Annotated in this window: 10 protein-coding genes; 6 read left to right on the top strand and 4 right to left on the bottom strand. The window is 57.6% G+C overall.

The features are described 5' to 3' along the window. Positions 1 to 365: 365 nt before the first annotated feature. The 4 genes from AD948_RS13790 to AD948_RS13775 all read right to left on the bottom strand — a co-directional run bounded on the left by AD948_RS13790 (position 366) and on the right by AD948_RS13775 (position 6365). Positions 366 to 2690, bottom strand: coding sequence for a xanthine dehydrogenase family protein molybdopterin-binding subunit (locus AD948_RS13790; protein ID WP_061472420.1), 2325 nt, complete (start codon positions 2688 to 2690; stop codon positions 366 to 368). Beyond that, the gene (locus tag AD948_RS13785) at positions 2683 to 3159 is read right to left on the bottom strand and encodes a (2Fe-2S)-binding protein (RefSeq protein WP_006557063.1); all 477 of its coding nucleotides are present in this window, start codon (positions 3157 to 3159) and stop codon (positions 2683 to 2685) included. The genes AD948_RS13790 and AD948_RS13785 overlap by 8 nt, the downstream gene beginning before the upstream one ends. A gap of 20 nt (positions 3160 to 3179) precedes the next feature. Then, a complete protein-coding gene (locus tag AD948_RS13780; protein ID WP_039903083.1) occupies positions 3180 to 4508 on the bottom strand; it encodes a c-type cytochrome in 1329 nt (442 codons plus the stop codon). Between the two features lie 381 nt (positions 4509 to 4889). Continuing rightward, complete coding sequence (locus tag AD948_RS13775) at positions 4890 to 6365, bottom strand: mannitol dehydrogenase family protein (RefSeq protein ID WP_061472419.1); 1476 nt, start codon at positions 6363 to 6365, stop codon at positions 4890 to 4892. 458 nt (positions 6366 to 6823) lie between these two features. Here AD948_RS13775 and rpmI point away from each other — a divergent pair, with 458 nt between their 5' ends. The 6 genes from rpmI to AD948_RS13740 all read left to right on the top strand — a co-directional run bounded on the left by rpmI (position 6824) and on the right by AD948_RS13740 (position 13721). Continuing rightward, positions 6824 to 7027, top strand: a complete 204-nt coding sequence (rpmI, locus tag AD948_RS13765) for a 50S ribosomal protein L35 (RefSeq protein ID WP_006557067.1) — start codon at positions 6824 to 6826, stop codon at positions 7025 to 7027. Between the two features lie 14 nt (positions 7028 to 7041). Further along, the gene (gene rplT, locus AD948_RS13760) at positions 7042 to 7401 is read left to right on the top strand and encodes a 50S ribosomal protein L20 (protein ID WP_006557068.1); all 360 of its coding nucleotides are present in this window, start codon (positions 7042 to 7044) and stop codon (positions 7399 to 7401) included. Between the two features lie 206 nt (positions 7402 to 7607). Beyond that, positions 7608 to 8678 (top strand): phenylalanine--tRNA ligase subunit alpha, encoded by a 1071-nt coding sequence (pheS, locus tag AD948_RS13755; RefSeq protein ID WP_035382384.1) that lies wholly within the window; start codon positions 7608 to 7610, stop codon positions 8676 to 8678. Between the two features lie 3 nt (positions 8679 to 8681). Next, a complete protein-coding gene (gene pheT / locus AD948_RS13750) occupies positions 8682 to 11141 on the top strand; it encodes a phenylalanine--tRNA ligase subunit beta (protein WP_061472417.1) in 2460 nt (819 codons plus the stop codon). Positions 11142 to 11193: 52 nt separating this feature from the next. After that, positions 11194 to 12249 carry a phosphate ABC transporter substrate-binding protein PstS gene (pstS, locus tag AD948_RS13745; RefSeq protein WP_082782465.1) on the top strand — a complete coding sequence of 352 codons (1056 nt, stop codon included), beginning with the start codon at positions 11194 to 11196 and terminating at the stop codon, positions 12247 to 12249. A gap of 419 nt (positions 12250 to 12668) precedes the next feature. After that, positions 12669 to 13721, top strand: coding sequence for an alpha/beta fold hydrolase (locus AD948_RS13740; RefSeq protein ID WP_248846044.1), 1053 nt, complete (start codon positions 12669 to 12671; stop codon positions 13719 to 13721). Positions 13722 to 13763: the final 42 nt, after the last annotated feature.

Below are 13763 nucleotides of genomic sequence, written 5' to 3'. Positions count from 1 at the left end.
GTTTTCTGGAGTTCAGATGAACAGCTTCCGGTAGCCGCCTCTATGCCGAAGAAGAGGTGGCTAGGAAAAGGCATTAAGCAACTTGGCGGGATCTAGAGCCTAGTTTTAAATTTGCCAGTATGTGGGAACATCAGGATCTTATGGCCGGAAACTACTGCGAAGAGTGGGTTCTTAGAACCAGTCACTTCAGTTCTCTGGTCAGCTTTCTTGGCTTTTCTAAAAAATTTTGAGTGGTGCGCTTACTTTTTCTTTCTGGCTTCTGATACGCATCCTTGTCACTTCATGGATAAGAAATAAAAAAGCCGGCAACCTGTTTTCAGGTGCCGGCTTTTTTGTAAGCCTGTTCCGTTCTTTGGAGGCGGGATTTAGGCGGATTTTTTCTCTGAGAGGCCTTTCAGCACATCCGCAGGACGAATGGGCTGATGGCGCAGCCGCACGCCCACGGCATTGAAGACGCCATTGGCAATGGCCGCCCCAATGGTGGTGACCCCCGGTTCCCCAAGACCCATGGGTTTTTCAGTGCTTTCCACAAACTCGATGTCGATTTCGGGTGCATCTGAAATACGCAGGGGCGTGTAGGTGTTCAGGTTCCGGTCCCGCACATTGCCGTTCACAATTTCCGTGTTTTCAAACAGCGCCATGCTCAGGCCCCACAACGCGCCGCCTTCGGTCTGGGCTGCCGCACCGTCCGGGTCCACAATGGTGCCTGCATCCAGCACTAGCCAGATTTTCTGGCAGGTAACGACGCCTGTTTTACGGTCCACATGCACCTGCACGGCACCAGCCGTCCAGGTTGGCATATTGCGTTCCTGCCCGAAGGTTGTGGCAATGCCGATGGCTGTATCAGCGGGCAACTGCACTTTGCCGTAGCCACATTTTTCCACCAGCCGCTTCAGTACGTTGGCCTGACGCGTTGCACCGCCCACGGAATTGGGCGCGCTGCCAACGTTGCGACCTTTGGCTGTCAGCAGGGAAAGGCGGAACGCCACAGGGTCCTTGCCGAGTTCGTGTGCCAGTTCATCCAGAAAGGCTTCATGCGCCCAAGGCGTCCAGCCGGAACTGACCGACCGCAGCCAGCCCGGACGGAAGGTGGCGTCAGCCAGATCATTATCCAGCGCCCGCACCCGCATGGGGCCAACATCATACCAATGGTCAGCACCTGCAATGGCGAACTGATCGTAAGGTTTGCCGTCGGCTCCTTTTTCCATGAAGGCCGCAGCCATCACGCCTGTGGGCCAGCCAGCGGAAGCATGGTGCTCCCACCCTTTGGGGCTTTTCTGGTCATCCAACGCCACGCGTACCGTCTGAATGGACGGGGAGCGGAAGGAGTCAAATAGCATGTCGTCCGAACGGGTCAGGATCAGTTTGACCGGCTTGCCACCCAGCGCCTTGGAGATGAGCGCTGCGGGTACAGCGTAGTCTCCGTTCAGGCGGCGGCCAAAGCCCCCACCCAGCAGATAGCTGCGCATGATCACCTGAGATTCCGGCACCTGCAAGGCTTTGGCAATAACCGGCAGGAACAGGGACTGCCACTGGTTGCCGCAATGGATTTCCCATTTGCCGTCCTGCAGGCGTGCCAGCGCATTCATGGGTTCAAGCTGGTAATGCAGCACGGAGGCACAGGTATATGTGCGTTCAAAAACCTGCTTGGCGGATGAGAAGGCTTCATCCACCCCGGAATCATTGAACACGCAGGACCCACCGGTTTTCTCGGCAATCTGTTTGCGGCCGTGTTCAATAATGTCCTTTTCAGACACATTGGCGGTCTTGCCCGGTGTCCAGGTGACTTTCAGCGCATCCGTCGCGCGGATGGCCGCCGGGTAGGAGGACGCCAGAACGGCAACCCAGCCGGGCACAGTATCCGACGGGTCTTCCAGAACGATGTAGCGGATATAGCCTTTGATCTTCTTGGCTTCGCTGTCATCTACAGAGACAACCTTGGAGCCATAGCGGGTTGGCGGCAGTTTGGGGCGCGCATACACCATGCCGTCCAGCTTGGCATCAATCCCGTAGATGGCGGTGCCGTCGGTCTTGGCCGGAATATCCAGCGCCTTGACGTCCTTGCCGATCAGGCGACGTTCGGAGGCCGGTTTCAGCGGCAGCTTGGCCATTTCATCAGGCGTATAGGTGCGCGTGGGGTGCGCGCGGCTGACAATATCGCCATAGGAAATGGATTTGCTGCCTGCAATCACGCGGCCATTGCGGGCGATACAACTGGCGGGCGAAACACCCATCAGCTTGGCGCCTTCTTCCACCATGACCGTACGGGCTGCCGCACCAGCCTGACGGAAGACATCCCATGTCATCCACACGGACCAGGACCCACCTGTGACCATCAGCCCCCATTTGGGGTCTGTATCCACCTGCGTGATCTTGACCTTGTCCCAGTCGGCTTCCATTTCGTCCGCGATGATCCGGGCGAGGGCGGTGCCGGTGTGCTGGCCCATTTCCGCACGGATGACGTTGACGTTCACCACGCCATCCGGTGCGATGGAGCACCAGATGGTCGGTTCAAAAGCGCCATCACCGGGGAGCCCGGCAGAAGCAGGGAAAGTCTGTGCGGCCTTGGCTTCCCGCGCGAACCCGAACAGAAAAGCGGAGCCAGCAGCCGTCAGCAAAAAGCCTCGGCGGGTTGGTCCACGTCCTGCTGCGCGATCCTGCTGTGCCGCAATGCGTTCAAGTTTACCCATTTGATGCAGTCTCCTCACGCATGGCGGCAGCGGCTTTCTTGATAGCCTTGCGAATACGGATGTACGTCATGCAGCGGCACAGGCTACCGCCCATAACGCCATCAATCTGTTCATCCGTGGGGTCCGGATAATCCTTCAGCAGGCTTGCCGCCTGCATGATCTGGCCGGACTGGCAGTAACCGCACTGAGGCACCTGAATGTCACGCCATGCTTCCTGCACGGGATGTTTGCCTTCCGGGTGCAGGCCTTCAATGGTGGTTACTTCAGCACCTTCAATTGAGCTGACAGGGGTGATGCAGGAGCGCGTGGCGCGCCCGCCCACATGCACCGTGCACGCACCGCACTGGCCTACACCGCACCCGAACTTGGTGCCGGTCTGGTCCAGTTCGTCCCGCAGTGCCCACAGAAGGGGGGTATCATCTGGCACATCGACGGATACGTCACGGCCATTGAGTTTGAACTTAATCATGTCTGGCTCCGTGTGCCGTCTCAGTGAGAAGAATTGACAGGAATGGTCTTGACGGTCTCGCGCACTTCAGCGGCTTTCTTCTCAAGGTCTGTCCACGGCGGCAGGGTGGTGCGTGTGCGGCGCAGATAGGCTGCAATACGCGCCATGTCGGCATCGGACAGGGCATTGTAGAAACTGGGCATGGCAATGCCGGACTGGCCTTCTTCAGCCGTAAGGCCGCGCAGCATCACCTGGAAGAGGTTTGTCGGCTCGTCCAGCCACAGGGCGTTGTTGAGCGCCAGATCCGGGCGACCAAGCACAGGGGAAGGGGCCGCATTGTAATGGCAGGCCGCGCAGGCGCCCTGATACAGTTTGGCGTCCGGGTCCACATTCGGGCCGATCAGATCAATCTTGGATTGCTCCATGGCACGGGCAAGGGCGGCCTTGTCATGCTTCTCGCGTTCCGCAGCGTGATCCACATCCGCATAATAATGGGCAATGGCGTGCACATCATATTCCGGAACCTGAGACAGGAAGCGGTGCGGTACAGGAGACATGGGGCCACCGGCAGGACCGTGCAGCGGGGCCACGCCAAAGCGCAGATACTGATACAGTTCGTCTTCGGTCCAGGTGGTGGGGGTGGGGTTCTTGTCGTTCAGCGGAGGGGCAATCCATCCATCCACAACCGCGCCATCATACATGGAGCCCTTCTTTTCGGCCCCCATGAAGTTACGGGGTGTATGGCACGCGCCACAGTGGGCATTGCCTTCCGCCAGATAGGCCCCACGGTTCCACAAGGCATCATGGCTTGGGTCAGGCTTGTATATGCCGGGGGTGAAGAACAGCAGTTTCCAGGCTGCCTGACCAATGCGTAGGCTGAGGGGGAAAGGCAGTTCATTCGGACGCCGCGCCATATGTACGGCCGGGCGGGTCATGAGATAGGCGTACAGATCAGAAATGTCCTGATCCGTCATTTTGGTGAAGTGATCATACGGGAAAGCCGGGATCAGATGCACACCCTTGCGGGAGACGCCCAGACGCATGGCGCGACGAAGTGCTTCTTCTGACCAGCGGCCAATCCCCATTTCCGGGTCCGGCGTGATGTTGGAGGAATAGATGGCCCCGAACGGGGTTTCCATCTTGTAGTCACCCGCCAGTTCCGGGCCACCGCCCATGTCTGTGCGGGTGTGACATTCCGCGCAATAACCTTCAGCCGCAACAATGCGGCCGCGTTCAATCTGCTCCGCCGAGAAGCTGCTCGCCGCCGGTGGATCAATTGTGGCGATAGGCGGGTACCACGCATAATACAGGAAGCCGAGTCCACCCAGGACACCGGCTCCAACCACTCCGGCTAAGAGACGTTTGATCACTCTACCCCCAATCCAGTAAAGACAGCGCCCGCCATACGCAGAAAGACCGCCACAGCAGTCTTCCCTCCCTGACGTTGGCAGGCGGCAGTCTAAAGGCCCGTTATTTCTTAAAGATAAGGCTTATCTTGAATTGAGTAGCAAATAAACGCATAGGTTCGGCTCTCGCGCGCCAAAAAATGAATAAGATTTATTTGGATCACGAGAATGTTAGAAGAAACCGCTGATTTTCGCAGTATCTATATTTTAACGTATATAGACAAGGCCAATTTTGCATGAAAGCCATGCAGTCAAGGCTTGTGACATTACGCCGTTTTATTGTGTTGGGGACCGGGAGATGCTTCTCCTGAAAAGCGCTGGAGCCTTTCAGGAGAAGGGGTTTTGTTATGACAAGCCCAGATTTTTCAGGGTGTGGCGCACGCCGTGCTCACGCATGCTGGTGCGCAGAGCCACCACATCTTTTGTAAAGGCGGGGTAAGCATCCAGCCCCCATCCGGCAAAGACCGGCATCCGCAGGCCTGCGGCCAGATCACTCTCCAGCGCCAGAGCCTTTGCCGCATCAGGCAGTCCGGGTTCAGACAGCCTGTAGGATTTGTGGCTTTCCGTCTCGCCGCGCAGATATTCCAGGAAGCACGCGACGCCAAATGCCAGACGGCGGTGATCCTTGTTGGCCCCCAACACACCTTTTACTGTGTCTGTCAGGAAGACAGGCAGTTTGGATGCACTGTCTGATGCAATACGAAGAAGCTGGTCACCCACAGCCGGGTTGCGGAAGCGGTGCAGCACCTGATGGGCATAGCCTTCAAGCGAAACACCTTTGGGGGGCGTGATGAAGGGGGAGGCATCCTGTGCCAGAAACTGCTCCAGAAGTGTGACCAGAGAGGTATCACCCATTGCATCTGGCACGGTCTGATAGTCCATCAGCAGGCCGGGCAGGGCCAGCATGGAGTGAGAGGCATTGAGCATGCGCAGCTTGACCTGCTCATACGGCCCGACATCGTTGGTGAATTCTACCCCCACGGCTTCCAGTTCCGGACGGCCTGCGCAGAAATTGTCTTCCACAACCCACTGGGTGAAATCTTCCGCAAACAGAGGCATCTTGTCCGCAACGCCGCTGAGTTCGTCCAGTCGGGTAACATCTGCTGATGAAACGGATGGGGTGATGCGGTCCACCATGGTGGAGGGGAAGGTCACGTTTTCCGCAATCCATTCTCCCAGAGCAGCATCACGGGCTTTGGCGTAGGAGCAGAAGGCTGTGCGGGCAACCACACCGTTATCCCGCAGATTATCGCATGTGAGAACGGTGAAGGGGCCAACCCCGCTATCCCGGCGCAGGCGCAGGGCTTCTGTCACCAGCCCGAAGGCGGTTTCTGGCACATCCCGTTTCAGATCAGCGGCAATGGCTGGATCATCAAGCATGAAACGGCCATCGGCATCTACATAATAGCCGCCTTCTGTAATGGTCAGGCTGACAATCTTAATAGCAGGGTCAGCCAGCCGACGAATGGCCCCGGCCCGGTCTTTTGCTGCCTGCACATACTCGGTAATGGCGCCAAGCGCGCGCGTGGTATGGCCGCCATCCGTTGCAAATTCGGTAAGGGTATAAAGGCCGTTCTGTTCGGCCATAATGGCTGCGCGGCGGGTTTCACGCTCATTATCGCGTAGCCCTATGCCTACAATCGCCCAATCCTGCTGGCCGGGACGAGCCAGAACCCGATCAACATACATCGCCTGATGAGCCCGGTGAAAATTGCCAACAGCCAGATGTGCAATGCCGGGTGTGGTCTTCTGACGGTCATAAGCAGGGGTGAGAACCTGCGGCGGAAGCTGTTTGAGCGTGGCGTTGGAAAGGGGAGTCATGAAAGTGGCGTACCTCATAATGTTGTTCACGCCCAATGGGACATGAAAGGTGAAAAGAAGCGCGCAGCAAAATACTGTTTTGCGCTTCCGTGCACATGGGTCAGGCCGTGCGCGAAGGAGAAAGCGCGGAAGAAAGCACAGGGTTGCCCGGCAGGATGGCCTGCGGGGGCCATGATGAAAAGGAGAGCCCGCAGCAGGTGCCTTATGCCATGAAGGCATGGCATGCCCCCAGTGGTAGGAGGCCGGCTGATAGCGCTTTACAGGCGCGTGTGGCCTGACTGTGAATTGAGCATAACATACTCTGACTGAAAAATCCTGCGCGGAGATGACTTGAAAATGTAAGGGGCTTCCGTTAAGGGAGGCCCTTCGCACACGCGTCCGGGCTTGTGGGGCATGCCCGGCCGTGTTCTGTCGTTCTTATGGGGCGACGCGTTTTTCGAGCTTTCAGGAGTAAAGAAATGCCCAAGATGAAGACCAAATCGTCGGTCAAGAAGCGGTTCAAGATCACCGCAACCGGCAAGGTGCTCTCTGGTCCGTGCGGCAAGCGTCACGGCATGATCAAGCGCCCGCAGAAAATGAAGCGCACCAACCGCGGCGCACAGGTGATGACACCGCAGGACGGTCGTACCGTCAAGCAGTGGGCACCCTACGGGCTGGTTTGAGGAGTATCTGAGAAATGGCACGTGTAAAACGCGGTGTAACCACGCACGCCCGTCACAAGAAGGTTCTTGAACTTTCCAAGGGCTTCCGTGGTCGGTCTTCCACAAACTACCGTATTGCTCTGGAACGGCTCGAAAAGTCTCTCCAGTACGCATACCGTGACCGCCGGAACAAGAAGCGCGAATTCCGCGCTCTGTGGATCCAGCGTATCAATGCCGCCGTGCGTGAGCATGGCCTGACCTACAGCCGTTTCATCAACGGTCTGGACAAGGCTGGCATTGAAATAGACCGTAAGGTTCTGGCCGCCATCGCTTTTGATGACGCCGCAACCTTCGCTGAAATCGTGAAGAAAGCTCAGGCCGCTCTGGCTGCCTGAAATTTCGGCCGATAAAGTGTTAGAAAAGGCCGTCCAGTCTGGGCGGCCTTTTTTATTGCCAGTGATGGTTTGAACAGCGGTTGAGGTAGGGTGGCTGCACGCTGGTTGCCCCGGCTTTTGGCTGGTTTTCTGTGGGGAGGGGTTTTCTCCGCGCCGCAGAGAGAGTATCCGCCCTGTAGCGTATTTTTTCCCTCGTGCGAGGTTTCATGAGCGACGATCTTGAGATTCTGCGGCAGGATGTCCTGTCCGAACTGGCTGAGGCCGCAGACCTGCGGGCATGGGATGCCATTCGTGTCGGCACTCTTGGTAAATCAGGCCGCCTGACAACCTTGTTAAAAGCCTTGGGGAAAATGGCCCCGGATGAGCGCAAGGCGCGCGGCGTGGCGTTGAACCGCCTGCGGGATGAACTGACCCGCGCTGTTGAAGATCGCGGCAAGGCGCTGGAAGCTGCGGAGCTTGAAGCGCGTCTGGTGGCTGAACGTGTGGATGTGTCTCTACCGCCGCCGCCGGTGCAGCAGGGCTTCATTCACCCGATTGCGCGTGCGGTGGAAGAAATGACCGCCATTTTCGGGGCAATGGGTTTCAGCGTTGCGGAAGGTCCGGATATTGAAACGGACTGGCACAATTTCTCCGCACTCAACACGCCTGATCACCATCCGGCCCGCACGGATCATGATACCTTTTATCTGCCACCCGCGCCGGGGCTGGATGTCACCCGCGTTCTGCGGACCCAGACCTCTGGCGTGCAGATCCGCACCATGCTGGCGCAGAAGCCGCCTATCCGCGTGATCTGCCCGGGGCGCACTTATCGCGCAGACCATGACGCCACACATTCCCCCATGTTCCATCAGTGTGAGGGGCTTGTAGTGGGCAAAGGCATTACGCTGGGGCACCTCAAGGGCTGCCTGATCGAATTCCTGCGCGTGTTTTTTGACAAGCCGGATCTGCCTGTGCGTTTCCGTTCCTCTTATTTCCCGTTCACCGAACCTTCCATGGAAGTGGATATCGGGTGGTCCCGCCGTACAGGTGAGATTGGCGGAGGAGATGACTGGCTTGAAGTGCTTGGCTCCGGCATGGTGCATGCCCGTGTTCTGGCCAATTGCGGGCTGGACCCGCGTGAGTGGCAGGGCTTTGCCTTTGGTATGGGCATTGAACGGCTGACCATGTTGAAGAACGGCATTCCGGACCTGCGTTCGTTCTATGAAAGTGATATCCGCTGGCTGCGCCATTACGGGTCCGACCCGCTTGCGCCCGCGCTGCTGCACGAGGGGGTGTAAGCCATGAAATTCACGCTATCCTGGCTGTATGACCATCTTGAAACGTCCGCCACACTGGCTGAAATCTGCGCCAAACTGAACCAGATTGGCCTTGAGGTTGAAGGTGTTGAAAACCGTGGCGCGGCCATAGAACCGTTTCTGACCGCCCGTATTCTTGAGGCCACCCAGCATCCCAATGCAGACCGTCTTCAGGTTTGCCGTGTGGATGCTGGTCCGGGTTTGCAGGATGTGCAGGTGGTGTGCGGCGCGCCGAATGCACGTGCTGGTCTGGCTGTTATTTTCGCGCCACCGGGCACGTATGTGCCGGGGCTGGATATCACCATCAAAGCCGGTAAGATCCGTGGCGAAGCCAGCGGCGGCATGCTTTGCTCTCTGCGTGAACTGGGGCTGGGTGAAGAAAGCAACGGCATTGCCGAACTGCCTGACGATACGCTGCCCGGCCAGTCCTATGCTGATTTTGCCGGGCTGGATGATGTGGTGATTGAAATTGCCATCACGCCCAACCGGGGCGATGCCCTGAGTGTGCGGGGTATTGCACGGGACCTGGCCGCAGCAGGTTTGGGCACCTTGCGCCCCTGGCTGGCAGATACGGTGGATGGCACGTTTGACTCCCCCGTTGTGTGGGAGAACAGCTACCCGGAAGCCTGCCCATGGGTTCTCGGGCGCACCATCCGGGGTGTGAAAAACGGGCCAAGCCCTGAATGGCTGCGGCGTAAGCTGGAAAGTATTGGTCTGCGGCCCATTTCCGCGTTGGTCGATATCACCAACTATTTCTGCTTTGATCTGGGCCGTCCGCTGCACGTGTTTGACGTGAACAAGCTTGCAGGTGGCCGCCTGACGATGTGCCACGGTGAAGGTGAAACGTTCCGGGCGCTGGATGGGCAGGATTACACCGTTACGCCAGATGATTGCGTGATTGCAGACGCGAATGGCGTGCAGTCTCTGGCCGGGATCATGGGCGGCGAGGCCTCAGGCGCGGATGAAAGCACGACCGATGTGTTTGTGGAATGTGCGCTGTTCGACCCGGTGCGTATTGCGCTGAGCGCGCGCCGGGTAGGGGTCTCTTCTGATTCCAGCTACCGGTTTGAGCGTGGGGTCGATCAGGCGCTTCCCGTTGCCGCGCTGGAAGCCGCTACCCGTCTGATTATTGACGTGTGTGGTGGTGAAGCCAGCGAGGTTGTTTCTGCTGGTGACCAACCTGCGTGGCAGCGTGACGCGACGCTGCGTTTTGAACGTGTCAAAACGCTTGGTGGGCTGGATGTGCCGCCGCAGGAGAGTGTGACCTTGCTGGAAAAGCTGGGTTTTGAGGTGCAGGAGCAGACGGACGCGGCCGTGCGGGTTAGCGTGCCATCCTGGCGGAATGATATTGCCCAGAAGTCCGTTCTGGCTCAGGGCGCGGATATTGCTGCCGATGTTGCGGCCAAGGCAGCTGAAGGCGTTGACCAGATTGAAGCGGAAAGTGATCTGGTTGAAGAAATTCTGCGTCTGAAAGGGCTGGATAGTGTGCCAGCCGTTCCGTTGCCGCCGGTAAGTGTGGTGCCGGGCGTGGCGTTGACAGCCAAACAGACGCGGGCAGCACGTGCGCGGCGCATTCTGGCTGCGCGTGGTCTGGTGGAAACCGTTGGGTTCTCGTTTGTCTCGCACGAAGAAGCGTTGCGGTTTGGCGGTGCGCCAGACAGCCTGCGTCTGCTGAACCCCATTGCGTCTGATCTGGACCAGATGCGGCCCACGCCGTTGGTTAATCTGGTTGCAAGCGCGCAGCGGAACAGCGCACGTGGTTGGGCGGATATCGGGCTGTTTGAAGTCGGCCCAGCTTTTTCTGAAAAAGCTCAGACGCTAGTGGCGGCTGGTGTGCGCACAGGCCATACGGCCCGTTATCCGGGGCAGGAAAGCAGTGCGGTTTCCCTATGGGCGGCCAAGGCCGATGCGCTGGAACTGCTGACGCAGCTTGGCGTAAGTGCGGATGCTTTGACAACGACGGCCGATGCACCATCCTGGTATCATCCGGGGCGCTCTGGTGTGCTGCGTCAGGGGCCAAAGAACGTGCTGGCCTATTTTGGTGAATTGCATCCATCTTTGCTTCAGGCAGAAGGCATTGATGTGCCTGTTGTCGGGTTCGAGGTGCTGATGGATGCGGTGCCCGAACCCAAGCGCCGTAAGAAATCTGCTCCGTCCCTGTCTGCCTTCCAGCCTGTAAGGCGTGACTTTGCGTTTGTTGTCGGGCGTGATGTGCCTGCCGAGGCTCTGCTGCGGGCTGTGCGTGGGGCGGATCGGAACCTGGTGGCGGGCGTCAGCCTGTTTGACGTGTATGAAGGCCCGCATGTGCCCGAAGGCCATCGGTCCATTGGTATTGAAGTCACGTTGCAGCCAGTGGACAAAAGCCTGACGGATGCGGAACTGGAAGCTGTGTCCGAGCGGATTGTGGCGGCCGTTACCAAAGCCACAGGTGCTGTGCTGCGTTAAAGGGCGTGGAGGCATACAGGCCTCCAAAAACCATACAGGCAGGGAGAGAGGGATGAGAATGCGGTGTGCAGGGGCTTTTGGCCGTAATGTCCGGCGTGTTGCTCCCCTTTCGGTGCTGGTTGGAGCCTTGTGGCTGGCCGGTCTGCCTCAGTGCATGGCCGCGGAGCGTATTACCGGGGCAGGCTCCAGTTTTGCTGCGCCTTTGTATGAGGCGTGGTCTTCTGTCTCGGAAGCCAAAACCGGCGTGCGGGTCAATTACCAGACCATCGGTTCAGGCGCGGGCCAAAATCAGGTATTGGCTGGCACGGTGGATTTTGGAGCCTCCGACGCGCCTATGGCGCCGGAGCGCTTGGAAAAAGGCAAGCTGCTACAGTTTCCCACCGCTATTGGCGGCATTGTGGTGATTGTGAATGTGCCCAGTGTGCCAGATGGTGGCCTGAAATTAACCGGCACCATTCTGGCTGGTTTGTATGACGGTACCATCACAGTCTGGAATGACCCTCGTATTGTGGCGCTGAACCCGGACCTGAAATTACCGGATCTACCGGTGGCGCCTCTGCACCGTGCTGATGGTTCAGGCACCACATATGTTTTCACAGATTATCTGAGCCGCGTGGCCCCCCAATGGAAGGAAACCATAGGGCAGGGAACGTCCGTTGCGTGGCCTATGGGCGCAGGCGCGCGCGGAAATGACGGGATAGCCTCTTACGTGCGCAATACTCGCGGCAGCGTGGGCTATGTGGAATACGCCTATGCGGAACGAAACCACCTGCCAACGGTGCAGTTGCAAAACCGCGCAGGGGAATTTGTTACGCCTTCTGCCGAGAGTTTTGCTAAGGCTGCGGATTCCGCTGAATGGGCGGATGAAACGCTGACAGCGTCCTTGTGTGATACGGATGGACAGGGCGCGTGGCCGATTGTCACCACCACCTATGCGCTGGTTCCCCGCGCCATACTGGCAAAGCCGCGCGGAGTGGCTGTCAGCCGGTTTTTCTCATGGGGATTGACGGAAGGCGAGGCGGAAAGCCGCAAGCTGGATTATGTGCCGGTTCCCGTACGTATCAGAGATGTGGTGCTGCATCGGCTAGGCAATAATTCGCCCCCCTGAACTGGTAAGGCGAGAGGGCTCTCCGATTGAAACTGGCAGGATTATCCATGGGGCCTTGGTGGTAGGGGTTTTTGCTTACCATCAGGTCTCTGGTCTGTTGGTTGCCCGTTACCGCTCCATCCAAAGCCTTTGAACTCTCAAGGGTTTGAAAGAACCTCAGGTCAGATCTTCTTATTTAATAATATCAATGAGTTCTGATGACTTTCTGAGGTTAAAAGGCGGGTTTTCCACATCTGCGTGTCAGAAGCCGGGAGACCTTCACCGCTAAGCGTGTGGGGGGCGAGGCGCTACTGGAGAATAGGTAGCGCACAAAAGGGTGGCAAAGGAAATACGTCAGCCATTGTGTGTTCGTGCTATAACAAGGTCGCGTGTGAAGAATCCTTTCCTGTCGGATGGCATGGAATGAGGGAGCGATCAGAATGAAAAAAAAGAAAAATCGTTATGCACCACTATTACGGGCGGTGAGCGTGATGGGGCTTGGGATTTGTCTCAGCACCACCCCAGCGGCCTTAGGCGCACGGGCCTGGGCTGAGGCGGTGCAGTATGGCCCGGAACTTGAAGGGTTCGCATATCCTTATCCTGTTGCGCAGTACACTTTTTCTTCTCAGCAACAGTCACTGCACATGGCCTATATGGACGTGCATCCGCAAAACCCTAACGGACGCACAGCAGTTTTGCTGCATGGCAAAAACTTTTGTGCCGCGACATGGCAGCAGACAATAGTGCAACTGGTGCAGGCAGGGTTCCGCGTTGTTGCCCCTGATCAGATTGGTTTTTGCAAATCAAGCAAGCCGCAACAGTATCAGTTCAGTTTTCAGCAACTGGCGCGTAATACGCATGATCTGCTCAGCAGCATAGGCGTTTCAAACCCCGTTCTGATTGGCCATTCCACAGGAGGAATGCTCGCGGTGCGGTACGCTCTGATGTATCCGGAGCAAACAGCACAGCTTGTACTGGTGGACCCAATAGGGTTGGAAGACTGGAAAGCCAAGGGTGTGCCATCCCTGAGCGTGGACCAATGGTATGCGCGTGAACTGGCGACAACTGAAGACACGATCCGCACTTATGAAACCCAGACTTACTATGCCGGGGAATGGCGGCCGGAGTATGAAAAATGGGTGCAGATGCTGGCGGGCATGTATCGGGGGGCTGGCAAGCAGGCCGTGGCCTGGAATTCAGCGTTGTTGTATGACATGATCTATACGCAGCCCGTGGTCTATGAGTTTGGAAAAATTGCAGTTCCTACCACGTTGATGATCGGGGCAAAGGATAATACCGCTATCGGGAAAGCCGCAGCGCCGCCAGATGTTCAGAAACAGTTGGGGCATTATCCAGAACTGGGGAAAGCTGCTGCCAAAGCTATTCCCCATGCACATCTCATCATGTTTTCAGAACTGGGGCATTCTCCCCAGATTCAGGACCCAACCGCATTCCATGAAGCGTTGTTGAAAACACTGGCACCGGCACGATAAGGCTGGATTTGAAAAATGCCGACCGCCTCATTCCCATGGTTT

Origin of the sequence: Acetobacter senegalensis (genome assembly GCF_001580995.1) — a bacterium.
Classification (GTDB): Bacteria; Pseudomonadota; Alphaproteobacteria; order Acetobacterales; family Acetobacteraceae; genus Acetobacter; species Acetobacter senegalensis.
The sequence above is the reverse complement of the archived record's forward strand: the minus strand, read 5'-3'. Positions and strand labels throughout refer to the sequence as shown.

Excerpts from the sequence above, each read along its gene's own strand:
- AD948_RS13790 (WP_061472420.1), bottom strand. The coding sequence starts at position 2,690 with ATGGGTAAACTTGAACGCATTGCGGCACAGCAGGATCGCGCAGCAGGA.
- AD948_RS13785 (WP_006557063.1), bottom strand. The coding sequence starts at position 3,159 with ATGATTAAGTTCAAACTCAATGGCCGTGACGTATCCGTCGATGTGCCA.
- AD948_RS13775 (WP_061472419.1), bottom strand. The coding sequence starts at position 6,365 with ATGACTCCCCTTTCCAACGCCACGCTCAAACAGCTTCCGCCGCAGGTT.
- rpmI (WP_006557067.1), top strand. The coding sequence starts at position 6,824 with ATGCCCAAGATGAAGACCAAATCGTCGGTCAAGAAGCGGTTCAAGATC.
- rplT (WP_006557068.1), top strand. The coding sequence starts at position 7,042 with ATGGCACGTGTAAAACGCGGTGTAACCACGCACGCCCGTCACAAGAAG.
- pheS (WP_035382384.1), top strand. The coding sequence starts at position 7,608 with ATGAGCGACGATCTTGAGATTCTGCGGCAGGATGTCCTGTCCGAACTG.
- pheT (WP_061472417.1), top strand. The coding sequence starts at position 8,682 with ATGAAATTCACGCTATCCTGGCTGTATGACCATCTTGAAACGTCCGCC.
- pstS (WP_082782465.1), top strand. The coding sequence starts at position 11,194 with ATGAGAATGCGGTGTGCAGGGGCTTTTGGCCGTAATGTCCGGCGTGTT.
- AD948_RS13740 (WP_248846044.1), top strand. The coding sequence starts at position 12,669 with ATGAAAAAAAAGAAAAATCGTTATGCACCACTATTACGGGCGGTGAGC.